We start from the raw sequence: 23,758 nt of genomic DNA on the forward strand, positions 1-23,758 counted from the left end.
GTAATCTATTTTTAAAAATCACGTCACTCAGCTGCTGTATTCTGTATATTCCTTAAGAAATTCTGTTAATCCCTCCCGCCAATGCCTCAAATCTTCAAAACCATTTGCGCGAATAGCCAAGTGCTCCATCGCAGTATAGCGCGGTCTAGACGCTATCCTTTGAAATTCCTCTGTTGCGCAAGGCTCCACCTTTATATGTAAACCACTCTCTTCAAAAATGGCGCAAGCAAAATCAAACCACGAGCAAAATCCAGAATTAGAAGCATGATACACACCGAATTTCTCGGTTTGCACCAACCGTTCAAGGAACTGAGCAAGATCTACCGTATAAGTCGGAGAACCGATTTGGTCATTCACAACCTTCAGTGTATCACGATCTTGAGCCAGCTTGAGCATCGTTTTTACGAAATTAACTCCATAGAGTCCATATACCCATGAAGTTCTGACAATAAAATAGCGAGAAGATATTGATTCAACAAGTCTCTCTCCAGCCCTTTTTGACTTACCGTAAATACTCTGAGGATTCGTAGTATCATACTCCCTGTAAGGCTTAGACGCAGTACCATCAAAAACATAATCCGTGCTGATATAGCACAGTCTAGTTCCGATTTTTTCAGCTGCAACGGCGAGATTCCTTGTACCAAATGCATTAATCCTGTAGGCTAAGTCCTCTTCCGCTTCAGCCCGATCCACTGCCGTGTAAGCAGCGCTATGGATAATGGCATCCGGTTTTAGATCTGAAATAACCTTATAACACTGATTTTCGTTTGTTATATCTAGCTGATCTCTTCCCAAACCGAAAACCTCATGTTCATTTCCTAAATGTTTTACTAAGTCTTGTCCTAATTGACCGTTCGCCCCCGTCACTAATATCTTCATTTTAGATGCCTAAGCGAGATCCATATTGCTGTGCAAAATATTGTTGATACTCCCCAGATTGGATTCGTTTCCACCAAGCTTGATTATCCAAATACCAACGAATCGTTTCATTGATACCTGTTTCAAAATTATGAACAGGCTTCCAGCCTAGATCAGTCGTAATCTTCGTCGCATCGATTCCGTAGCGACGGTCATGTCCTGGACGATCCTTTACATACTGAATAAGAGACTCCGGCTTGCCAAGCTCGCGAAGAATCGTTTGTACGATGTGAATATTTGTTCTTTCGTTATTTCCACCAATGTTATAAACATCCCCGTTAACACCTTTATGTAACACTAAATCAATCGCACCGCAGTGATCTTCGACATATAGCCAATCACGAATATTCAACCCGTCTCCGTATACAGGCAATGGTTTGTCAGCCAAAGCATTAGCTATAATGAGCGGAATAAGCTTTTCTGGAAATTGATACGGCCCGTAGTTATTAGAGCAACGGGTAATGTTAACTGGAAGTCCGAATGTTTCATGATAGGAGCGAACCAAAAGGTCTGAGCCTGCCTTACTAGCAGAATAAGGACTATTAGGAGCTAGCGGCGTTTCTTCCGTAAACAATCCTGTCTCCCCTAATGTTCCATATACTTCATCCGTGGATACATGAACAAACTTTTGAACTCCATATTGCTTTGCTGCTTCCAGCAGTACCTGTGTGCCGAGAACGTTCGTCTTTACGAATACATCCGGCTCCAAGATGCTTCTGTCCACATGCGATTCCGCCGCGAAGTGAATAACAGCATCGATACCTTTTTCGAAGAGGCCGTTCACTAATTCTTTGTTAGCGATATCGCCTTTAACGAATGTATAGTTGCTGTTGTTTTCGATCCCCGTAAGGTTCTCCAAATTACCTGCATACGTCAGTGCATCTAGATTGATAAGTTTGTAATTTGGGTAACGGTTAAGCATGTAATGAATGAAATTGCTGCCAATAAAACCGGCTCCACCACTGATGAGTAGTTTCATGTTAGGTTCTCCCTTTTCTAAAAGTTGATCTCTGCATCTTTCAACAGAGGATGTTGTTGATCTTTTTCTGAAAGAACAGGTCTTGACGTAGGCCAATCAATACCAAGAGCCGGGTCACTCCACAAAATGCCACGATCATGCTCAGGTGAATAGTATTCATCAACTTTATAGAGCACTTGTGTGTTCGGCACAATGGTACAAAACCCATGAGCGAAGCCTTGCGGGACGAACAGCTGACGCTTGTTTGCTTCACTTAGAATAACTCCATTCCATAGACCAAAAGTAGGTGAATTCTTGCGGATATCTACAGCAACATCATAAATCGCACCAGAAATAACTCTGACAAGTTTTTTTTGTGCTTTTGGATTTAACTGATAATGCAAGCCACGAATGACACCATTTTCAACAGATAAGGAGTGATTATCTTGGACAACAAGAAAATTGATACCTAGTTCATCAAACTTTCGACTGCTGTAACTTTCCATAAAAAAGCCGCGATTGTCAGAATGGATATCGGGCTCAATGATATATAATCCTTGAAGCTTTGTAGAGATAACATTCATCTGAAACACCCTCTTTTATGTTTAACTATCTAGGGATATATAAACCACAATGATCACCAAAGACAAATCTGATTATCGTCTACGTTTCACTAAATCAATTAAATATTGTCCATATGTATTTTTCATTAAAGGCTCTGCAAGTTGTAACAGCTGCTCCTTCGTGATATAACCCTTTCGATAAGCAATTTCCTCAAGGCAAGCAACTTTTAAACTTTGGCGGCGCTCAATGGTTTCAATAAACATGGATGCTTCTAGTAATGATTCATGTGTACCTGTGTCTAGCCATGCGAATCCACGACCAAACAACTCAACGTTCAATTCATCTAAATCTAAATAAACTCTATTTACATCCGTGATCTCTAATTCACCACGGGCAGATGGTTTTATGTTTTTCGAAATTTCAACAACCCTGTTATCATAAAAATATAACCCTGTTACTGCGTACGTTGACTTTGGTTCTGACGGTTTTTCTTCAATAGAGATTACCTTTCCATATTCATCAAATTCAACAACACCAAACCTTTCAGGATCTTTGACGTTATAGCCGAAAATAGTTGCTCCACTTTCACGACTTACAGCACGTTCAAGCATGTGAGTAAATCCCTGACCATAGAAAACATTATCACCAAGAATTAGAGCAACCGCATCATTGCCAATAAACTCTTCACCAATGATAAAAGCTTGGGCTAAACCATCTGGTCTTGGCTGAATAGCATAGGATAAACTGATTCCTATATCTTGTCCATTACCCAGCAGCTGTTCAAATCTAGGAATATCATCAGGTGTCGAGATAATAAGAATTTCCTTAATTCCAGCTAACATTAATACCGATAATGGATAATAAATCATTGGCTTGTCATAAATTGGAAGTAATTGTTTTGATGTTGATTTGGTTAGGGGATAGAGTCGTGTACCGCTACCTCCTGCTAGAATAATCCCTTTCACTGGCAGATACTGCTACTAAAACCATAAACAAAAATGATCATTACCCATTTAGCCACAAACATCTATACGTTATCATACCGTGATATTCGTATATTCTAGCATATCTCAGATTCAAACTAGAATTAAAAATCTCTGTCTTATTCTACATCGCAATTCTGACACTCTAACAGATAGCCTTAAAAATAGCTTTAGAGTGATAGAATTTTTGTTTGCGAACAGAATCAGACAGATGAACGATTATTCATCATTTAACATTCAAGTCCAGTTTTTGGATAATCCGTATTTGTTTATTATTGGTTTTTAGTAACAGATTCACCACCTTTCTTCTCAGTATTTTTTCATGCTTCATATTTTTGACTTAACTTCCGTTGTTGTTATAATGAATTTCTATTAGTAAGGACTTTCAATCATCCCTGCCTTTGCTGAAATGGTGCAGCTTTTTGCAAATTTCAAATGAATGCATCCTAACTCTTTTAAGCTTAACGCTATTTGGCTTCACAAGCAATTATTGCACCAAATAATCTTATTTAATATAACACATACACCTCATATTCTTATTTTTGAGAAAAACACCTCTTATATAAGTTGAACTAAGGGAATTCATTTCCATGCCGTCAAAATAAAAATATAAAATCATACAAGCGACGGTGAAAACATGGAATCGACACAGGCATTCATTGAAATTGAAGCTTTAATGAAGAAAGAGAAAGATCGGCGTATGTTCGAGCGTTATCAATCTATTTATCTGCTTTTGAAAGGAAAGAATGCCAAAGAGGTCTCCGAGATCATCGGCAGAACGGAACGAACGGTCTACAAATATTTGCGTGCCTATCGGGAGGCCGGAGTAGCCGGATTGCAAATGAACTATTCAACTGGAGCCCCTGAACGACTGACGAAGGAACAGCAAGAGCAACTTAAACATACCATCGTTTCTTCTGTTCCACATGAAGTAGGATTTCTGAGCAATACTGCTGGACCCTTCATCTCATCGGCGAATACATTAAGAGGGAGTTCGATTATACCTACTCGTTACGTGGCATTTCTAAAATGGCGCACCGATTTGGACTGAGCTATACCAAGCCCACGTATACGCTAGCTGCGGCAGATGAAGCCAAGCAACAAGTCTTTACAGATGTGACGTTCCCTGATTTGAAAAAAAACTAATGGAAGAGCAATTTGCTCATTTGCTCTTCCAAGATGAGTCCATGATCCGCGATTACCAGGCGCTTCAGCATACGTGGTTCCTCAAAGGCAAGCAACGCATCATCCAAACAACAGGTAAACATCGTGGCGTTAAACTACTGGCCGTGCTGAATTATGCGACCGGCCAGATTCTTTGGAAAGAAGATGAACAGTATAACGCAGAGACGTTTCTGTCATTTCTTAAAATGGTGTTCGAAGAATACCCTCATGGAAAGATTGTAATGGTTCTGATAATGCCCGTATTCATCACGCAAAATGACTTCAACCCTTTTTGGAAAATCACCAAGAGCGTCTTGAATTGGTTTTCTTACCGCCATACAGTCCGAAGCTGAATCTGGTCGAAGGACTTTGGAAATGGTTGAAGTCTGATGTCATTAACAATGTATTTTTTCATACCGTTTCTGAGATTCGTTCGAAAGTTGCTGCGTTTATGAAAACATTTCCCTCGATGCTCAGTCGATTATCGATCGCCTTTGTCTTCGTTTGGAAAGTGATCAACTACCTGAATATTTTTAGTTCAACTTATATAGATACATAGTTAACTGCATCTTCGGCTTTGTCCACTATTTTTAGCAAATTATATTTAAAAACTGAAATTTGAAAATATTCTTCATATATTTTCCTACTTTCGTACCTAATATTGTCGAGTTCATCACGATTTTCTATTATATATATCATCTTGTTTAGCAATTCTTTGGCACTTCCATTTTTGAAAACTAAACCATTGAACTTGTCCTCTATGAGAGATGCCGTGCCTGTGCCTGTTGAGCATATGCACACCTTTGATAACGCCATGCCCTCTGTCATAACTATGGGCATTGGGTCGTCTAAAGATGAGGAAACAATCGCCGTGCTTTTGTTATAAATATTTATAACTTCATTTCTTGGCAATTCTGTCAATACCACTACCTGTTCGGAGAATTTCTCTTTAAATCTTAAAACGTCCTCGTAATAAATATTATCCACTTTTTTCCCAACAATTATAAATTTGCATTTGTTACGCAAATGTTCAGGCATCAATTGAACAGCTTTAATAAACACTCTATGCCCTTTTCTGTATTCAAGGGTTCCCACAATTGAAAACACAACTTTATCATCCTCTAACTTAATATCTGTTTCTAGAGAGATGTCATCAATGCCGTAGAGCAATATCTCTGCATTATAATTTCTTCTATGCGCCAACAACGCTGCTCTAGCATATTCACCACCACAATAAACCTTAATATGGTCTGGCAATTCCTTTGGAAGAGGCGTAGGGCAAGTGCTATATGATAATTTCGACTCGTGTATCCACCAAATAACGGGTATTGTCTCTTCTATTAAAAAATTAATATACATCGCGGGAACGATAGTATTTATTATCACCAAATTAAAATTGCAAGCCAATCTTTTAAAGTTATCTTCTTGTTTCAGCCCGGAATCAACTATTACCAATATCTCTTGTTTTGCAAATTCATTTTTTAGTGGTCCGTCTTCTTCGCAAACCACAACAGGAACATCACCGTTTTCTTTTATTATTTTTGCAGCAAAAAATGCTGCAATCGGTGCACCAGTTAAAGACAGTTCGTGAACTACAATTAAAATTTTGCGCCTCCGGCTATTGTTTTCTATCAGTTCATCAAAGGCAATGTAATCAACTTCTTTTGTATTTTCACACTTACTTTGGTTAACCGCTAATTTCTGCGGGATGGAATAAATTTTGTCCCAAACACCCCTGAGACCTTCATATTTAAAGACCATAAAAACATTTCTGATAATTTTTTTTTTATTACGAACAATTTTAATGACTTTAAATATCAATCTAATTTTATCAATCAGTTGCATAAAAGAATCCCCTTAAGAAACTGTTTAAAATCTCCGTAACAATAGGCATGCAAATGCTAAAATTGCTCAATGAACAATTATTCATGTCTTTGGGCATGTTCGGAAATCAAAGTTGATTTATATAATTAGTAGATCTAATACGTTTAATTTCTTCATTAATCCCAAAATCTAAATCAATAATAGATTTAAATCCTGCATTTGACAGTTTAGATACATCAAGTGAGTAATTATTAAATACATCATTATCATTAAAATTGTTACTATAATTTAACTTTTTGCACGTAGCATCTTCTACTTTTGTTATTAAATCTAACAAACTTATACTGGTGCCACTACCAAGATTATATGTTTCATTGATCATATTATTATTACAAATTGCATGTTCAAAGGCTCTGCAACAATCTAATATGTTTATATAGTCTTTTTGTAAATGTAATGGCACCCAAAAATCCATATGCTTATTATTTAAAATGTTGTTAATCAAAATTGGTATTATTCCTTGATTTTTATTAAGAAGCTGATAACCACCATAAGGATTTGCTAGTCTAAAAATAGTATAAGGTATTTTATTTTCAATATTATTGATTTTTATAAAATGTTCTATAAATAGTCTCTGTAACCCGTATATATTTGTTGGATTTTCTTTAGTATTCTCATCCACCATATCTTCTATAGTATTTCCATATATTGTACCGCCACTTGATATAAAGAATATTCTCTTAATATTGTACTCTGAAAGATATAAATGTAAATTACAAATCGTTTCATAAAAACTAATGTCAGCTATGATGTCATCAATCTTATTTTTCGCATTTATAGTACCTAGTGCATTTACAATAATCGCATTAGTAAAATTAAATTGATTAAGTTCATCAAGGTTGGTAAATCTTGTATTAAAAAACTTAATCTCCGTATTAAGTCTTTTTGAATAATCGTTTTCAAAACCTAAAACTGTAACATTATGATTTTTATCATTAAAAAAATGGGCTAGACTAAAACCTAAATAACCACAACCTAAAATAAATATATTCTCCATAATCACCACTCCATAGGTATTTATAAAATATTTTTTAGCCTAAAATCTGCGGATAGGCTTATACTGAACCAAGGCAAAAAGTAGACTAACAAAAATGGGAAATAGAAGAAGAGCCACAATTAAACTGGAATGGAATACTATTTTGCGAATTTTTTCCCGAGTGAAATAAATGTTTTTTCTATAAATCTGTATTTCACATAACTTACAAGAGAAATAACCGCAACCGCAATAATGAATTGTAAAGTGTAACCTTGTCTTTGAACATAAGGATACATCAGTGATAATATGAAAAAACCATACGGCATATGATTGATATAGAGAGAATAACTCATTTCTGACACTGCTGTGGTAAACCTATTCATTTTCAATTTATCATTCAATAACATGCATACAATAAAAATTAAATAAGCATATAACAAAGAAACACCATAACTTTTATCTATATAATACTGTGGATAAAAAAATGCAATATTCTTTATCACTAAGTAATAGTTAATTATATTAAAAAATAAAAACCATTTAAATGTTATTTTATTACTCCACAAATAATACAATATTTGCCCAAAAATTAAATATGGTATATAAGAAATAGAAATAGCGATTTGATTTACATGAAGATCTGATTTAGTGAAAACAACATAGTTGAGTACGCATACATAAATCATTAGAGATAGTGCAATTTTCGGTTTTGTTTTTATAAACCAAAAAAATAAAGCCACTAAAGTGTAGAAAAGCACTTCAACAATTAATGACCAAGTAACTCCATTAATAGCATTCGATTTGTTGAAAAAATAATTTAACAAAGTGGCATCGAGAAACCAATCTTTTAAGCTAAACTGTGACCAATAATTCGGAACACCTGATAATGAACTGATAACCTTTTGAAATATCCAATAAATAGTAGTTGAAAGTAGTAGGGCAGGAAAAATCCTTAAAACACGTTTAATGATAAATGCTTTGACAGTTTCCCTTTGAGCAACATACGTAATGATAAAACCACTTATTATAAAAAACAGACAAACCCCAAAAAAACCGAAATTTTCATAAATAGCTAATGGTTTGTTAATATCATTATTTATTATTTCCTTGAATCTCCAACTAATATTAGATTGCTCAGTCCATAAACCCCCAAAATGAGCCCATAGAACAAGTAATATAGCAGGAACTCTTAATAGGGCAATAAAATGTAATCTTCCTTCCTGCCGACAAACATTTTCATCTTTGAGATTACATTTTTCATTAATATTAGCGATTTAATTCACATTCCTTTCTAATCGGTAAATGGACAAAATCAGAAAAAATCTAATAATGACAACCTTATTTCTTGAATTTATTTATAATTTTTCTAAAAAATGAACTATTTATTTCACTTAATTCAACTATTAAATTGTTTTTTTCAGAAAGAAGCATTTCAATATAGTCTCTTTGGTTACTACACTCTGTATTTATTCTATCTACTTCTCTTCTTAAATTATTCTTTTCAGAAAGAAGTATTTCAATATAGTCTCTTTGGTTACCCCATTCTGTATTTACTCTATCTACTTCTTCTGTTAAATTATTTCTTTCGGAAAGGAGCATTTCAATATAGTCTCTTTGGTTACCCCATTCTGTATTTACTCTATCTACTTCTTCTGTTAAATTATTTCTTTCAGAAAGAAGTATTTCAATATAATCTTTTTGTTTTCCCCATTCTGCATTAACCTTTTCAAGTTCATTGGATAAATTTGAATATTCGTTATGAATTCTATCTTGTTCAACTTTATAAATTCCTATAAGTTTGCAACTATTATTAAAAAGCTCAGCGTGAAATTTGTAAGGAATATCTTCAAATGTTGGATAAACAGAAGGTTCATTAGCATTTGATACTATTTTTTGAAATTTATAGCCATTATCAAAAAACTGATTTATAAAATCTATTTCTTTGTTTAAGATGTTTGCATGTTCGTCATCATAATTTATTTGAATATCAAATTTATATTGATCAGAAAATTTGAACAAACCAAATCTATAGCCCCATTCCAAAAAACGCTTTGGATTATGTTTGTTCTCAATTTTATCAGGAAAATAGTACGAATAGTTATTCAAAAACGGAAGTAAAAAATCATTAGACTTTACATTATCTCTTTTTTCAACTAATTTCATTTCATCTTCCAAATTAATATTTTTATCAATTGCATGCAAGAAATCCAACAAAAGAGATTTTCCGTAAAAGTTTTCGATATCAAATGGTCTAATCAAAAAATTTTCTCTATCAAAAACAGATATCCAACTATTTAAATAAGAGGTATATAAATGCTCATTTTTATAAAAAAATATTTTAATTGGACTATAACCATCTTTACTTCTAAAATTTCCATCTTTATCATCATAAAAATCCCCATCTAGACCAAGGAAACACAATTCATTAGCTAGACTTGGAATAAAAGTTTGAAAATGTCTGAAATAAGCTATTATACAAATATTGTTAAAATACTTAAGGAGATATGTTTTAATCTCTTTAATGGAGCTAATATCCATATATACTAATTCTTCGGATGATATAATCATTTTATCGCAATTCAATGCAATACATTTAGCAAATTCATTTTCCCAAATATCCACCAATTCAGAAATTCTAGAAGTATTTTCAATTGATAATTCCTTATTATTTCCTAAAAACATAGGATTAAAAAATTCAATATGAGAACCATACGTTAAATTAGGGTAATATATGCCACGTTCGATCAATTCAACATTATTTTCGATTAAACTTAATTGAATTGATGTAGTTCCAGTTTTTGGTGTGCCAATATGCAAAATACACTTTTCAATTTTTTTCATTATTACCTCTTTAATTTTTTGTAAAATTTCTTAAACATTTCCCTTCTTTTACTTCCCATTGGGAGCATTATCAGAACAACAATATTATTTTTCATAAAATAAATAAATTTATATACTTTACTTATTTTATCATTAGTATTGCCGTTACTGTTGTTAACCCACCATGCAACATCAAGCATTCTTTTATTTAGTATATATTCATAGTAAGGGGTTTCTCTTAACAATTTCCAAAAAACATCCGAATATTTTAATTCAAAATTAAACCACGGTTTTTCAGTTCCTGCAAAATGAATTATATATGGCTCATTTATCGCTGCCTTAAATAACATAAAGGTATTTTTGGGTGCAAATGTTGATACATAATGTCTAAAATCACCTTCTGAAAATGGATCGATATTCCAGTTAAAAGGTAGATATTCGATATCATCTTGAAAAAGAGCATTCAGCACATCTTGATCACAAAATTGAAAATTGCCTAATTCAGCATATCTTAATAGTTCATGAGAAGTATACCTAGATCTCATTTTGTTAAGATCTAAAATTAAGACTCCACCATTAATCATCTTCAATAAATTTGTTTCTTTAATCAACACATGCTCTTTATAGTAATTTTTCTGTTTTTTGTCAAAACCATTTATTACTCCAGCTGATACTATGTCTATTACTCCAGCTAAACTCTTATTATCCATATCATACTCATATAGATAATAAATATCTTTCATTACTATCAGATCAACATCCAAATATATAACTTTTTCATAATTACATAATAATTCTGGTATTAATAACCGAAAGTATGTCTCTGGAGTAAAGTGTCTTGAAACAAAAAGGTTATATTCATTAATTTTTGATGCAACATTAATAAATCTTATCGAAAAATTTGGGAAATCTCTTATTAAACTACTAATAATCTCTTTGTTTCTTTCGGACAATTCACGTTCAAGTACAATTAAATCATAATTATTGTTTTTGCTTGAACAATTAATTATTGATTTAATAGTGACTGCACAAAAAGGAGCATAATTATTATTTATATTAAATACAACTGGTATATATTTTTCTGAAAATACAGGTGTTATAGCGTTTGAATGGGATGTGCTTGCAAAAACTACCAATTGTTTATGTGTAAATTTTATTTCTTTATTTTCTTGTAACTTTAAACAAAAAATACCGAGTAACCTTTCTCCAAGATGACCCGGCGTTCTTAAATGTTCAATAGAACAATTACTATTATCCCATCTCTTAGTAAATTCAAATAATATATTGAATAACCACTCAGAATATTCAAAGAAAATATCCTTTTTCATAATAAACATATTACAATAATATATACTCTTACCGTTAAGATACTTATTCGCGTATTCTAGATCTTCAGGATATATATCTCTTATAACAGAAAGCATAAGTTCTATATCATCATAGTTAAGTTTATGCGCTGATTTATACTGTTCTGTAACTGATTTAAATCCTGTTCTTGTTAAATCTATTACTTCTGGAAGCACTACATCATATCCAGATACTATTTCCTTAATCTTCTCTGTCTTATCTAAATTTAGCTTTTCAACAGATTTATCATTTAATGAAGGTAAAACAGCAACCCCTGCATCATCCGCCTGTAATTTTTCATCAGCAAATGAAAAAAATCTTCTATAATGGCAAAAACCATAGTAATCAGCTGTTACATTTTTCCACGCCCAATATTGAGTAGTAAGTTCGCAAAACATTGGGTTATAACTCGAGATATTATCTCCAATATTGTCACCTTGAATCTCTTGATTATTATTAGTTGTAGCACCACCCATTACCGGCATAAATATTTCATTCTTTACCTTATAACTTTGTTTATTTGGAATATGAGTAGAAAATATCTTTATATTTGGCATAGAACCTCCAATAAAATCACAAATATATTTTTCAGGGTTTACAAACTAACAAATAATTTGAAAAACCTTAAACATTTATTTCTTTGATTGTTAATTAAAAAGTCTACATACGATTTTAGCCTGTGATCATGATGAATTTCATTTATTAATGGCAAATCTTCTAGTAGAACTTCTCTTAATCTATCAAAAAAGCTTGAAAAAGTTTTTGAACGCAATGAATTATATTGATGCATAAAAGCTCCCTCAATGCAGTTTACTAAATAAAATGGCAAAGTTTCATACCCAAGCCCATTTTCTTTTAAAAACTTTATACTTTCATCTAACATTTGAATAAAATCATTTTGACATTTAATGTTTTTATGTTCATTATACGTAATAGACAATTCATTATCTTTTCTATAATAGTACAATCTACTATTAGTTAAAGAAATTTTTTTTGCTAAAGCAAGCACCTGTATTGTGAACAATCTATCTTCATAAATCATTCCAACTGGAAAACTTAAGCTATTAGTAGTCAGAAAATCTTTTCTATACAATTTATCCCATGCTGCGATACTAGTTGATATCCATGGAAATTCTTTGATATTAAAACTCTTTCCTTTTAGTAAAAGATAATTTTTTTCATCTCTAAAAGGCTTTAGAGGTTTTTCATCTCCATAATATAACCAAAAATCAGTTACAACGACATCTGATGAACTTTTTTCTGCTAAGAGGTATAATTCTTCAAACATTTTTTCATCTATAAAGTCATCTCCATCAACAAAACCTATATACTTACCTTTTGCAATTTTCATTCCATTGTTTCTTGAAGCAGATAGCCCAGAGTTTTCTTGGTTAATTATTACTATTCTGTCTTCTTTTTTTTTGTACTTTTCAAAAATGCCCAATGTAGAGTCCGTAGAACCATCATTTACACAAATAATCTCAACATCTTTGAATGTTTGATTAACTATACTATTTAAACATTTTTCTAAGTATGCCTCACCATTATATACAGGTACAATTATAGAAATCTCTGGCACGATATTAATCTCCTTTGCTACTTTAAAAACTCTCGTTTAACATCAAGAAGCACAGCTGCAATCACTTTATCCATATCAAGATATTTATAAGTTCCAAGTCTCCCACCAAATAGTATATTTTTGTCATTTTCAGCTAACTTTAAATATTTTTTAAATAAACTATTATTCTTATCATCATTAATAGGGTAATAAGCTTCCTCGCCTACTTCCCATTCCTTTGGATACTCTTTTGTTATTACAGTATTTTTTTGTTTACCAAACTCAAAATGCTTATGCTCAATAATTCTTGTATGTTTAGTGTCGGAGTCAGTAAAGCTTACTACAGCATTGCCTTGATAATTTTCGATGCCCAGTACCTCATTTTCAAATTTCAAACTTCTATACTCAAGCGCTCCATACTTGTATCCATAGTACTCATCAATCATTCCTGTAAACACGAGTTTGTTTGCATATTTCGAAAAATCTTTATACTTTTGAAAAAAGTCTACATTGGTTTCAACGTCTATACCATCTAACATTTTATTGATTATGTTTGTATAACCGCCTATAGGAATCCCTTGATATCTGTCGTTAAAATAGTTATTATCATAAGTAAACCTTAAGGGCAATCTTTTAATTATAAATGCAGGTAAATCTGTGCATTTTCTTCCCCACTGCTTTTCAACATATGATTTAATCAGTTTTTCATATATGTCCGTTCCAACCGAATTTATAGCTTGCTCTTCAATATTTTGTGGCTCTTCAGTATAAAACTTCTTACTTTGTTCAGCTATAATGTCTTGTGCTTCTTTTGGAGTTGCAATGTTCCATAGCCTGGAAAAAGTATTCATATTAAAAGGCAAGTTATAGATCTCACCTTTATAATTTGCAACTGGTGAAAGAATAAAATGATTGAACTCGGCAAACTGATTTATGTAATCCCATATTTCTTTATTATGAGTATGAAAAATATGTGCACCATACTTATGAACGTTTATGTCATATTGATTCTCAGTATAGATATTACCTCCAACATGGTCTCTTTTCTCAATTACAAGACATTTCTTACCTCTTTTTTTTGCCTCATATGCAAAAATACTACCATATAGCCCACTTCCAGCTATCAAGTAATCATATTTCATAAAACCATCCTTTTCTTTGCTTGATTAACTTTCAGTATAGCTATTAAAAACTTCTCTCGCATTTCCAATTGCCATTATTTCCCCCTTGTCAATCCAAACAGCCCTATCACACATTTTTTTCATCTGGCTCATGGAATGAGAAACTAACAAAATAGTTGTCCCCCCATCCATCATTGCCTTCATTTTTAACTCACACTTTTCTTGAAACTTATAATCGCCTACCCCTAATATTTCATCAACTATCAATATATCCGGGGTGACCAAAGTTGCGATAGAAAAACCTAATCGTGCAATCATTCCAGATGAATAATTTTTGATAGGAACATTTACAAAATCGTGCAATTCAGCAAAATCGATAATCTCTTCAAATTTCCCCTTCATAAACGATTTAGAATGACCTAACACTGCACCATTCAAAAAAATATTTTCCGATGCTGTCAAGTCCATATCAAATCCTGCTCCAAGTTCTATAAGTGGAGCAATGCTTCCATTCACTTTTACATTCCCTTTTGTTGGTTTGAGTACCCCCGCTATTGTCTTAAGAAGGGTGCTTTTTCCCGAACCATTAAATCCTACGATTCCAAAAACCTCACCTTTTTTCACATCAAAAGATATATTATTTAGGGCCCAAAACTCCTCGTGAGCAAGATCTTTTTTAACAAACTTAACGAAATATTCCTTCAAACTATCAACTTTTTCACTATTCAAATGAAATTTTATTGACACATCTCTTACTTCAACAATATTCTCCATGATTACCTCACTGTATCTACATATAATAAATAAATTTATTCTGATTTTTATAGAAAATAAACATCCCAGCTATAAGTGTTATAACGCCTATTAAACAACAAATTAAATTTAATTGAATCGTTGGCAACGTCCCGTATAAAATTATTTCTCTAAAATATTCCACATAATAATATAAAGGATTATAATCAATAACTCCTTTTAAATAATCTGGGATTATACTTACTGGATAAAATATCGGAGTAAAATACATCCAAGCAGTCAAGAGAATACCGTAGATATGCAGCATATCTCTAAAAAATACAGCTAGTACTGAAAGAATCATCCCCAACCCTAAAGAAAAGAGGAATAAATATAAAATTGGAAGTGGAAACAAAAATACTGTTGCTGTTACTTTAACTTCGGTTATAAATAGCATAATTACAATGGCACCCAGTGAAAACAATAAATTAATCAGGCTTGAACAAACTTTAGATAAAGGAAAAATATATTTAGGAATATATACTTTTTTCAAAAGCGAAGCATTTGAAAAAACAGATGACATAGCTGCACTGGTTGCTTCTGAAAAAAAACTAAACATAAGTTGCCCAGTAAGCAAATAAATAGGATAATTCGGTATATCAAATTTAAAAAGGTTAGAGAATACCAAGGTAAGTACAATCATCATCAGAAATGGATTTAACAAACTCCACAAATAACCTAATATTGAGCGCCTGTATTTTACCTTTAAGTCCCTAGCAACTAACTCCTTTAATAGATGTGTGTACCTCATAAAATTTTTAATGTATTGCTCCATTAATATCAATCCTTTATTATTGATGTTTCAAGCATTTTTGCATTCTCATTACCTCTCGAAGTTACTTTTATTTTCAGTGAATCATTTCATGAGAGCAAGAGATCTATTACGCGTTCACCGCACGAGACAATTATTTGAAAGCACGCATGTTTACCTACTCACCCTAGTCTGATCAAAACATTCATTTGGAAACCACCTCCCAATATGCTAAAATTAAACACGAACTTTAGCAAAAAAGGAGACTGTTTTCATGAGTGCAAGTAAGAATGCGTACGCGGCTTCGCGAGCGAAGTCGAATGGAACGATAACGACAGAGAAAAGCTCTGTGATCTTTTGGGTTTTAGCCATTTTTACTGGCTTGTTTATGTTCTGGGCACCGTTTCAACGGGCATTATTTAATGCCGGTAATTTTGATTTTGAGCGATCTATTTACTCCGCTTCGGCGTGGTCTTCCATCATTTTGCTTTTGATCGCCATCCTTGCCTTTTTCGTTTATAAGCTTAAGGAACAAAAAGATGTAATGACCATTTTGGTCATGCTGATGCCGCTCACTTATGTAGTTTCGTTGTCGAATGCAGCATCTCATTACATGGCAACGAATATGGTCTACATACAAATGCTGTATGCAACCTTCTTCATTTTAGGCGTATTTCTGACAAAAAACAAGCTTGGCACGTCGATTACTGCCGGAATCGTCATGATCTCCGGTTACTTCGTTGTCATATTTGGACTTATGTATTGGCTGGGTAATGGTAACTTTGCAGGTCACTTGGTAAGTTGGTTTGCAATAATGAATGAAAGCAATCCATATATATACAGCAATGCCGTTATGACGGACTCCAACGGTCTGCGTCTCACTTCCGTATTCCAATATGCAAATACCTACGCGGCCTACTTAATTATGTTGTTCCTTGGCTCCCTATTTTTCATTGTGAAGTCTCGAAAATGGTATGCAGTGCTGCCCCACGCACTGATGATGGTGCCGATGATTGTATCTTTCTGGCTTACCCTCTCTCGTGGTGCGATTGTTGTTATTCCCGTTATTTTCTTGATCATGCTGTTCTTTCTCACTATTAGCAGACAAATCCTGGCACTCATTCAGCTTGGACTTGCCTTTGCTGCCTCTCTGCTTATTCTAACAAAAATAACGACGATAGGCACTGAGTTGCAAAAACTACCAACTGCTTCAGGCTCTTGGAACGGTTGGTCAATTTTGCTTCTTGCATCCGTAGCCTTTGCCGCCCTCGCTATCGTTATTCAACTCTTTGGGGCGCCCTGGTTAGAGCGTATCACGGCTCGTTTTGCGGCCAAAAAGTTTGCGACTTTCATTCTTCCTATTGGAGCTATTATTGTCGGTCTACTTGGGGCTTTTCTGCTCCTTAGTGATACAGGACTGAAAAATGTTCTTCCTGAGAATGTTAAGACACGTCTCGCCAATATTGACTTCCAGCAGCACAGTGTTTTGGAGCGAGGTACTTTTTATAAAGATGCTGTGAAACTGTGGTCCGACTATCCGATTATCGGGGCAGGCGGTGGCGCGTGGGCATCTCTCTACGAGAAATATCAAAATAACCCATATACGAGCCGACAAGCTCATAACTTTGCTCTACAGTATTTAGTCGAGGCTGGTGCATTAGGATTCCTTGCTTTTGTCGGATTCGTGATTGCGGTTATGGTCTTCTATATCCGAAGCTACATGAAGAGTTCACAAGAAAAAAGGGATCTGCATTTTCTCTTCTTTATTGTTACGGTTGCTTTGCTTGTTCACAGTATGATTGACTTCGATTTAAGCTATGTTTACTTGGGCGCTTTGCTGTTTCTTGCACTCGGGGCCATGCTTTCTAACAGCGCATCTAAACCGCTCCGTATGAAATCAGATTCTGTTGCTTTGCACAAAGCATTCCCTGCGCTGCTGGCCGTCTTATCCATCATCATGTTCTATATATCCGTGCAGCTTGTTTCTGCGAATAGCTCGTATAAAGAAGCGATTGAAGTCGTCAAAAGGAGTAAAGATTACAATCAAATTGTCACTCCACTGGACAAAGCCATTGCTCTTCATCCAGCTCACCCTGACTATTTATTAACGGGGGCAATCAACAGAATCGGAATTCTTCTTCAAGTCTATAGTCAAGTTAAAGCGGAAGACCCGAAGAAGAGCGAGACTTTTATAAATCAAGCAATAGATCTAACAAATCAGTTGATGATCAAAGAACCACATAACCGATTCGTTGCCTATCAACAGCTAAATATACTGCTCATGCAAGGCAAAAAGCAGGATGCCCTGGATTGGGCGAACAAGCAAATTCCTAACTTCCCTTGGTATATCGAATTGTATGAGAAGAGCATGGCATTAAATGTGGATCTTGCGAATCAAGCGAAGGAGAACAATACAGCAGAGTATAATAACCATCTGGATCAAGCGATGGCTGTTTATTCTCAAGTTCAACAGCGTATCGAATCACTAAAAAACTTGCCTAAGGGACAGTTGCAAGGACGTGACTTCTCGGTTTCTCCTAGCATTGCCTTGAGTGTAGGACGAATTTCCTTCATGCGTGGGGATTACCCTACTGCCGTGAACATGTATGAGAAAAGTCTTTCGTTAAATGTAGAACTTGCGAATCAAGCAAAGGCTAACAATATGAAAGCAGACTACAATAATTACTTAAACCAAGCGATGTCGACATATTCCGAAGTTCAACAGAGCATCGAGTTGCTGAAAAATTCTCCTGAGGGCCAACGTGACTTCAAAGTTACGCAAGGCATTGCCTTGAGTGGAGGACAAGCTGCCTTCATGCATGGCGATTACGCAGAAGCCGTGAACATGCTCAAGCCATTCCTCAGCGACCAGTTAGATGACCAGACGAACCGTTTGATTGCCAGATGGTATGCGGCGGCTACACAAAAGCAAGGGACTGTGGATCAAGCGCTGATAGACAAGTTGATCGCCAAAGATCCAAACGAGAAACAAGTTGTCGATTCCTTAATAAATACAAACTTCCAGTTAAAATAAATAAAGAAAATGCCACAGTCGATGTGGCATTTTTTTGTTGTCTTCCCCCAGCCCGAATCATTGCTGATTCAAAGCCAGGGGTTGTTTCGCTCCCTATTCTCTTGGAAAACCTTGATGCGGGTGGTGGCCGCCGCAGTACACGTCTTTCTCCGAACATGTGTACACATGCTCGTAACAAGGGACGCAGTGATGTCTGTTGATGATCTCAATGGGATGAATAACTTGAACTTTTTGCGGGTGGTAATAGTCTCTTACGATTCTTTGGGGGTCAGTCATAATAGGGTCCGCGGGGGGACATTGATATTTTCCTTGGTTGGGTTGGTAAGCCATGAAACGTCAACTCCTCATATAGGTTTGTGTTAATATACGTTTATCCCTAGTCCGCGGAGTGTACCATCGCCTATTCTTTGTAGAAATGGGCGATTTCGAAGTGAAATCTACGCAAACATCCAAGCCGCTTAGTAACTGTTAGCCTGATGTACAAGAAAACTGTTGAATTATTTAAAATAATGGTATATGTATAGGAGAAGAAAGTGCGTTCGGGAGGCGAAGGGTACGATGTTCGTAAATCAAATTGCCGAAAAAATCGCAACTTCCATACATAACAACAGCACGCAACCCTCATCTTCGGTTCATGTCATGAAGTATGCACTAATAAATCTGTCTAATTACCTCGCCATTGTTTCAATAGTCGAAATCGTTTGCATTCTGACAGGCGGCTTTTGGCGTTCGCTTATTCCACTTATTGCTTTTCCAGTTCTGCGTTATTTTTCCGGCGGGCTGCATCTGAAGCACTCTAATGCCTGCAATGTGCTTACCGCATTCTTCATGCTTGCATCCATATATATACCTATGAATTACTGGTACCTCGGTATTGTTACCAATGTTTTAGCTCTTCTCATCACTTTACTTAGGGCCCCAACGAACATCAGCCGTTTTACGGAAAGTCAATATCCAGCGATTAAGATGGCTGCTGCTTGTGTGATCAGCATCAATTTCTTCATTCAGTCTCCTCTGCTCGCCATCATTTTTTTCCTGCAGGCATTAACTTTACTTAAAAGTGTACAAAAAGCAGCGAAGCGTTATGGATTTTGAAAGCTTGTCGATAGTACTCATCACTTTGTTTCCTCTTCTCGGTTACCTGTATTACAAAAAAATACCATCTATCGGTAAATTGAAGTTCTATTTGTTTCTGATCGGCTGGTATTGGATGCTCACAGCTTTTCTTTATATGGTAAACCCAAGGCATCTCCACTTCACAGTGGAGAAATTAGAAATATCACTTATTTTCAAATTATGCCTATGGACAGTAATTCTCGTTTGGCTGCTTTCAGAAGCACTTCCTGTTGTACTAGCCTTAATGAGTAAAAGTTATCGCAGCACCATACAACGCGAAGTCATTCTTAATAATTCAATACCGCTTACTTTAAAAGAGAGAGCCTTATTTGTACTGGTGGCTTTAACGGTTGGCTTTTGTGAAGAAGTATTGTGGCGAGGATTGTTACCTGTCTTGTTACATGATCTCTCACTGCCACTTTGGCTTAGCTTTCTTGCAGCAGGTATTTCTTTTGGACTGGGGCATTTTCTTCAGGGATGGAGAGGGGTTCTAAATAGCTTTATATTTGCTACAGCTGCTACGCTCATATTCGTCCTAACCGGGAGCTTGCTCATGCCGATCATTCTCCATGTTCTTTACGACCTGAGACTAGTTTTAACGGGTGTTATTATTCACTCAAAAAAATAAAGAAAGCATTTATTAATAGAGATATTCACTTAGAGAAGGAGTAGTGATAGTATGGGATTTTTTGAGGTCTTATGTATGATTATTGTCTCAGGCTTTTCGTATTGTGCTGTGGTTGTTTTTACATTCAGTTTATTTCAGGTGCCTCTTAAAAAATCGCATGTTTTTAATGGAAAAAGTTTTTATGAGGATAAAATCTATGATGTCAAACTTACAATCCTTGTACTAGCGTTAACCATCACTAATTATTACACAAAGTTCATTCTGCATAGCCCCTTATTCCTACTAATAACGGTATTTGTTTTTGTAGCAGTATTGATTTTAATTAGACGATATCCATTTCTTTATGCATTTATTGTCGTGGCAACGGGTTATATTTTCACAGTAACTGTTGATGTAGCTGTTACTCTCTCCGGGATCTCACTTGGATTAACGAGTGATGAAAAGCTTAATTCAAACCTACTGCATTATTCCACAGCAAATATCCTTTATTCATTATTGCTATTTACAATGGCGTGGATTATTAAGAAATTGAACATTAATTTGTCGTTTATAACAAGAAGATTTGTTGGGAAATACGCATTTAATAGGAAAAATTTTATTTGGGCATCTATCTTGCTAGTTGGGATTACATACCTGCAGGTTTCCTGGTTCGGACTACATGCTCCATCGCTATATATTTGGATATTTATTGGTGCGGTTTCCCTGCTTATTGCAAGTCTCATTAATGCATTTATCCGGAATAAGGAACATGTCCAAGCAAGGTACGGTGCATACGAATCCTCTTCCAAAGCGATGGAACAATTTCTAAAGCATGTTGAAGAAACGAAAAAAATGAACGATAGTCATTAATTTTAAACATAAAGGAGATTTCCTCTTAGTCCGAATTGAAACTAACGAAAATCTCCTTTATCTTTTCCATGATTCATATTTTTGATAAAGCTAGCTATTTAGTAACTTTACGTTTCATGTGCTCATGTTTATATTCCTGTAATTCTGCTGGAAGCTCTTGTTCATGGCAGCCCCATGTGCAACCAGTTATCGCTTGTCGGCGTGCCATTGCAGTCAATACTCGGTTTGCAATATTAGCAAAAAGTCTTTTCATAGTTACACCCCCTTTCCATCTAAACAATGATTGGAGATATAAACCTATTTCTAAGACACCCCAACAAAATTTCACAGTTTTTTCACATGTAAATATTAACAATAAGTTAAGAGAAAAACAACAATTTAATTAGTTTGATAGTATTAGATTTAGCAGGCTGGCACCTATGCGACTTCAACGACGGATAAGAAGCTGCGTCTGACCACGGTCAAGACCCGCCGCGCCTTCAACCATCGCGTTACCGATAGCTGAAAGCTCGATCACTGGCAACTACGCAGCAGTCGATGGAACAGCTACCAAACAACAGTACATTCATCGTGATAGCGACTTCAATGACCGAATCAACAAAGACATGTAAAAAAGAACCCTTCAAAAGTTCGATGAACTCATGAAAGGCTTCTTACTTACTAATTCGCTCCTATTGTCCACCACCATTGGAATAATCCACGATATCTGTAAGATCTGACACCTGATATGGCGCCACTGGAAGATCGCTTGCATCGTCTCCCTTTTTGTCCAAAATGCTGCCCCCAAATCCAAACAGTACAGTCATTCTTCAGAACCAGGTCAGAGCCTAATTTTACGACGTTGTTCAAATCCTTTACTTGCACATCGGCTTGGTCGATTGGATCGTTTGGTAATAGGATGAACTAGATCTTACTTCTGGATAATCTATCGTCCATACACTGCATCATCCTTTAAGAACAATGCTCCTATTGATCCAAAAGTCACATCCTTAATATAATCAAGTCCGCTCAGCAGCATAGGCTCAGTATTCAGTAAGAAGGTTGGGTCATTCCTTAGCCATTGGGGAGCCGACTCAAAAATCCATACTTTGCCATCCTTATCAATAGCGACTCCTATCATTCCTGTTACTTCAACTTTTACAATATGCTCATTTATGTCTGCAAACTCGCTAATGCCTTTGTCCTCGATTGTCCACACGGATCCGTCTTCCCATAACGCAAGAAGTATTTTAAATGTTGCGATATATAGATTGTAATTATTTGAATCGATTCGAATTTTAATATCTAGCTTTCGGAATTTTTCGGATTTATAAAAAGGAAAGGTTATCCTTCAAGCCGTGTATCAAGCTGTCGGCAGCACTATTTTTGGCCCCATCATACACAGTGCTTGCATCATCAAATTGACTCAACAGTTTACCTGTTTCTTTGGATGGAAGCTTCGCTTTCAAATCAGTGATTTGCATCGCTTGTTCACGAAGTAATTTTATCCAAAGGACGGAATATACCATCTTCGAAACCACTAATTAAGTTGAGGAATGCGCAGTTTGAATGGCATCACTATACCAATCCGATGCAGTCACATCCGTGAAAGGAGCAGCCCCACTTTCCAGCTTCAGTCCCTTAATCACATTTTTTCATGGTTATATTTTATATTATATTACATTAAATGTAATTAAATCTCATTAATATATTATATTTGCTTTATTTTGGTAATTATTGTAATATAATTCTTGTAAGTAAATATAGTAAATTTTGGGAGGAATTATGATGAGATTCAAAAAATCCGTTGTATTGTTTGCATCCGTGTCACTGCTACTAATTGGTGCTCAATCTGCCTTTGCTAGTGATGGTGTAGCTGATTCTAGATCAACAGCTATCACACTTGCACCAGGAAATGCAGCACTCCAAACCATTTCTGATAGCTCAGATGTTGATTACTTTAAATGGACTAATACTACTGGAACAACTATTGGCAGCGGAAGTGTATATTTGTATAACCCAACCGGTTTAAACTTTGATCTTCAATTCACTCAAATCCTATCCCAATATGGTAATTTCGAAAGTGTCACGAACTCTTCTGATAACGGAGCTGGACAGGTTGATTCTGTTCAATTTTCACCTATTTACCCTGGTGATACACTTTATTTTAAAGTCTTCGGTCATAATTCAAATCAATATAGTACTTCCACCCCTTACACTATTGCTTTTACTACTCCATAAACATTAAAACTTGAGGCTGTCTCAAAAGGTCTGAAAAGACCTGAGAGATAGCCTCGGTATTTTTGTATAAAATAA

At 35.1% G+C, this 23,758-nt stretch carries 21 protein-coding genes and 1 pseudogene; 6 read left to right on the forward strand and 16 right to left on the reverse strand.

Going from position 1 to position 23,758, the window contains the following annotated elements:
- Nucleotides 1-27: 27 nt before the first annotated feature.
- The 4 genes from rfbD to rfbA form a co-directional block, all read right to left on the reverse strand.
- The gene (rfbD, locus tag ABRS97_RS12390) at nucleotides 28-879 is read right to left on the reverse strand and encodes a dTDP-4-dehydrorhamnose reductase (protein ID WP_367814236.1); all 852 of its coding nucleotides are present in this window, start codon (nucleotides 877-879) and stop codon (nucleotides 28-30) included.
- A gap of 1 nt (nucleotide 880) precedes the next feature.
- Nucleotides 881-1,897, reverse strand: a complete 1,017-nt coding sequence (rfbB, locus tag ABRS97_RS12395) for a dTDP-glucose 4,6-dehydratase (RefSeq protein WP_367814238.1) — start codon at nucleotides 1,895-1,897, stop codon at nucleotides 881-883.
- A 17-nt stretch (nucleotides 1,898-1,914) separates the two neighbouring features.
- Nucleotides 1,915-2,460: a dTDP-4-dehydrorhamnose 3,5-epimerase gene (rfbC, locus tag ABRS97_RS12400; RefSeq protein WP_367814240.1), complete on the reverse strand. Its 546-nt coding sequence runs from the start codon at nucleotides 2,458-2,460 to the stop codon at nucleotides 1,915-1,917.
- Between the two features lie 72 nt (nucleotides 2,461-2,532).
- Nucleotides 2,533-3,405, reverse strand: coding sequence for a glucose-1-phosphate thymidylyltransferase RfbA (rfbA, locus tag ABRS97_RS12405; RefSeq protein ID WP_367814242.1), 873 nt, complete (start codon nucleotides 3,403-3,405; stop codon nucleotides 2,533-2,535).
- 655 nt (nucleotides 3,406-4,060) lie between these two features.
- Here rfbA and ABRS97_RS12410 point away from each other — a divergent pair.
- Nucleotides 4,061-5,124: pseudogene (locus ABRS97_RS12410) on the forward strand (IS630 family transposase).
- A 6-nt stretch (nucleotides 5,125-5,130) separates the two neighbouring features.
- Here the strand turns inward: ABRS97_RS12410 and ABRS97_RS12415 are convergent.
- From ABRS97_RS12415 to ABRS97_RS12455, 9 genes are all read right to left on the reverse strand, one after another.
- Complete coding sequence (locus tag ABRS97_RS12415) at nucleotides 5,131-6,432, reverse strand: glycosyltransferase family 4 protein (protein WP_367814244.1); 1,302 nt, start codon at nucleotides 6,430-6,432, stop codon at nucleotides 5,131-5,133.
- Between the two features lie 106 nt (nucleotides 6,433-6,538).
- Complete coding sequence (locus ABRS97_RS12420) at nucleotides 6,539-7,468, reverse strand: NAD-dependent epimerase/dehydratase family protein (protein ID WP_367814245.1); 930 nt, start codon at nucleotides 7,466-7,468, stop codon at nucleotides 6,539-6,541.
- A gap of 137 nt (nucleotides 7,469-7,605) precedes the next feature.
- A complete protein-coding gene (locus ABRS97_RS12425; protein ID WP_367814296.1) occupies nucleotides 7,606-8,721 on the reverse strand; it encodes an acyltransferase family protein in 1,116 nt (371 codons plus the stop codon).
- 64 nt (nucleotides 8,722-8,785) lie between these two features.
- On the reverse strand, nucleotides 8,786-10,288 hold the full coding sequence (locus ABRS97_RS12430; RefSeq protein ID WP_367859110.1) for a hypothetical protein: 1,503 nt from the start codon (nucleotides 10,286-10,288) through the stop codon (nucleotides 8,786-8,788).
- Between the two features lie 2 nt (nucleotides 10,289-10,290).
- Nucleotides 10,291-12,171, reverse strand: a complete 1,881-nt coding sequence (locus ABRS97_RS12435) for a DUF4422 domain-containing protein (RefSeq protein ID WP_367814249.1) — start codon at nucleotides 12,169-12,171, stop codon at nucleotides 10,291-10,293.
- Between the two features lie 38 nt (nucleotides 12,172-12,209).
- Nucleotides 12,210-13,193, reverse strand: a complete 984-nt coding sequence (locus ABRS97_RS12440) for a glycosyltransferase (RefSeq protein WP_367814251.1) — start codon at nucleotides 13,191-13,193, stop codon at nucleotides 12,210-12,212.
- A 17-nt stretch (nucleotides 13,194-13,210) separates the two neighbouring features.
- Nucleotides 13,211-14,314: a UDP-galactopyranose mutase gene (gene glf / locus ABRS97_RS12445; protein ID WP_367814252.1), complete on the reverse strand. Its 1,104-nt coding sequence runs from the start codon at nucleotides 14,312-14,314 to the stop codon at nucleotides 13,211-13,213.
- A 24-nt stretch (nucleotides 14,315-14,338) separates the two neighbouring features.
- On the reverse strand, nucleotides 14,339-15,067 hold the full coding sequence (locus ABRS97_RS12450) for an ABC transporter ATP-binding protein (RefSeq protein ID WP_367814254.1): 729 nt from the start codon (nucleotides 15,065-15,067) through the stop codon (nucleotides 14,339-14,341).
- A 16-nt stretch (nucleotides 15,068-15,083) separates the two neighbouring features.
- The gene (locus ABRS97_RS12455; protein WP_367814256.1) at nucleotides 15,084-15,860 is read right to left on the reverse strand and encodes an ABC transporter permease; all 777 of its coding nucleotides are present in this window, start codon (nucleotides 15,858-15,860) and stop codon (nucleotides 15,084-15,086) included.
- A gap of 250 nt (nucleotides 15,861-16,110) precedes the next feature.
- Here ABRS97_RS12455 and ABRS97_RS12460 point away from each other — a divergent pair, with 250 nt between their 5' ends.
- The 4 genes from ABRS97_RS12460 to ABRS97_RS12475 all read left to right on the forward strand — a co-directional run bounded on the left by ABRS97_RS12460 (nucleotide 16,111) and on the right by ABRS97_RS12475 (nucleotide 21,463).
- Complete coding sequence (locus tag ABRS97_RS12460) at nucleotides 16,111-18,870, forward strand: O-antigen ligase family protein (protein ID WP_367814258.1); 2,760 nt, start codon at nucleotides 16,111-16,113, stop codon at nucleotides 18,868-18,870.
- Between the two features lie 558 nt (nucleotides 18,871-19,428).
- Nucleotides 19,429-19,965 carry an accessory gene regulator B family protein gene (locus ABRS97_RS12465; RefSeq protein WP_367814260.1) on the forward strand — a complete coding sequence of 179 codons (537 nt, stop codon included), beginning with the start codon at nucleotides 19,429-19,431 and terminating at the stop codon, nucleotides 19,963-19,965.
- The gene (locus tag ABRS97_RS12470) at nucleotides 19,955-20,614 is read left to right on the forward strand and encodes a CPBP family intramembrane glutamic endopeptidase (RefSeq protein ID WP_367814262.1); all 660 of its coding nucleotides are present in this window, start codon (nucleotides 19,955-19,957) and stop codon (nucleotides 20,612-20,614) included. Before ABRS97_RS12465 ends, ABRS97_RS12470 begins: the two co-directional genes overlap by 11 nt.
- Before the next feature lie 51 nt (nucleotides 20,615-20,665).
- Complete coding sequence (locus ABRS97_RS12475; RefSeq protein WP_367814264.1) at nucleotides 20,666-21,463, forward strand: hypothetical protein; 798 nt, start codon at nucleotides 20,666-20,668, stop codon at nucleotides 21,461-21,463.
- A 94-nt stretch (nucleotides 21,464-21,557) separates the two neighbouring features.
- On the opposite strand, the gene ABRS97_RS12480 is transcribed toward ABRS97_RS12475, so the two are convergent.
- From ABRS97_RS12480 to ABRS97_RS12490, 3 genes are all read right to left on the reverse strand, one after another.
- Entirely contained in the window at nucleotides 21,558-21,716 is a 159-nt protein-coding gene (locus ABRS97_RS12480) for a hypothetical protein (protein ID WP_367814266.1), read from the reverse strand.
- Nucleotides 21,717-22,388: 672 nt separating this feature from the next.
- Nucleotides 22,389-22,661 (reverse strand): hypothetical protein, encoded by a 273-nt coding sequence (locus tag ABRS97_RS12485; RefSeq protein ID WP_367814268.1) that lies wholly within the window; start codon nucleotides 22,659-22,661, stop codon nucleotides 22,389-22,391.
- A gap of 109 nt (nucleotides 22,662-22,770) precedes the next feature.
- Nucleotides 22,771-22,971 carry a hypothetical protein gene (locus ABRS97_RS12490; RefSeq protein ID WP_367814270.1) on the reverse strand — a complete coding sequence of 67 codons (201 nt, stop codon included), beginning with the start codon at nucleotides 22,969-22,971 and terminating at the stop codon, nucleotides 22,771-22,773.
- Nucleotides 22,972-23,227: 256 nt separating this feature from the next.
- On the opposite strand from ABRS97_RS12490, the gene ABRS97_RS12495 reads away from it, so the two are divergent.
- Nucleotides 23,228-23,683: a hypothetical protein gene (locus ABRS97_RS12495; RefSeq protein WP_367814272.1), complete on the forward strand. Its 456-nt coding sequence runs from the start codon at nucleotides 23,228-23,230 to the stop codon at nucleotides 23,681-23,683.
- Nucleotides 23,684-23,758: the final 75 nt, after the last annotated feature.

The organism is Paenibacillus tabacirhizosphaerae (assembly GCF_040812395.1).
GTDB lineage: Bacteria > Bacillota > Bacilli > Paenibacillales > NBRC-103111 > Paenibacillus_E.

Coding starts and splice junctions, on each gene's coding strand:
- rfbD (WP_367814236.1), bottom strand. CDS start 879: ATGAAGATATTAGTGACGGGGGCGAACGGTCAATTAGGACAAGACTTA.
- rfbB (WP_367814238.1), bottom strand. CDS start 1,897: ATGAAACTACTCATCAGTGGTGGAGCCGGTTTTATTGGCAGCAATTTC.
- rfbC (WP_367814240.1), bottom strand. CDS start 2,460: ATGAATGTTATCTCTACAAAGCTTCAAGGATTATATATCATTGAGCCC.
- ABRS97_RS12415 (WP_367814244.1), bottom strand. CDS start 6,432: ATGCAACTGATTGATAAAATTAGATTGATATTTAAAGTCATTAAAATT.
- ABRS97_RS12420 (WP_367814245.1), bottom strand. CDS start 7,468: ATGGAGAATATATTTATTTTAGGTTGTGGTTATTTAGGTTTTAGTCTA.
- ABRS97_RS12430 (WP_367859110.1), bottom strand. CDS start 10,288: ATGAAAAAAATTGAAAAGTGTATTTTGCATATTGGCACACCAAAAACT.
- ABRS97_RS12435 (WP_367814249.1), bottom strand. CDS start 12,171: ATGCCAAATATAAAGATATTTTCTACTCATATTCCAAATAAACAAAGT.
- glf (WP_367814252.1), bottom strand. CDS start 14,314: ATGAAATATGATTACTTGATAGCTGGAAGTGGGCTATATGGTAGTATT.
- ABRS97_RS12450 (WP_367814254.1), bottom strand. CDS start 15,067: ATGGAGAATATTGTTGAAGTAAGAGATGTGTCAATAAAATTTCATTTG.
- ABRS97_RS12455 (WP_367814256.1), bottom strand. CDS start 15,860: ATGGAGCAATACATTAAAAATTTTATGAGGTACACACATCTATTAAAG.
- ABRS97_RS12460 (WP_367814258.1), top strand. CDS start 16,111: ATGAGTGCAAGTAAGAATGCGTACGCGGCTTCGCGAGCGAAGTCGAAT.
- ABRS97_RS12465 (WP_367814260.1), top strand. CDS start 19,429: ATGTTCGTAAATCAAATTGCCGAAAAAATCGCAACTTCCATACATAAC.
- ABRS97_RS12470 (WP_367814262.1), top strand. CDS start 19,955: ATGGATTTTGAAAGCTTGTCGATAGTACTCATCACTTTGTTTCCTCTT.
- ABRS97_RS12475 (WP_367814264.1), top strand. CDS start 20,666: ATGGGATTTTTTGAGGTCTTATGTATGATTATTGTCTCAGGCTTTTCG.
- ABRS97_RS12480 (WP_367814266.1), bottom strand. CDS start 21,716: ATGAAAAGACTTTTTGCTAATATTGCAAACCGAGTATTGACTGCAATG.
- ABRS97_RS12490 (WP_367814270.1), bottom strand. CDS start 22,971: ATGGTATATTCCGTCCTTTGGATAAAATTACTTCGTGAACAAGCGATG.
- ABRS97_RS12495 (WP_367814272.1), top strand. CDS start 23,228: ATGATGAGATTCAAAAAATCCGTTGTATTGTTTGCATCCGTGTCACTG.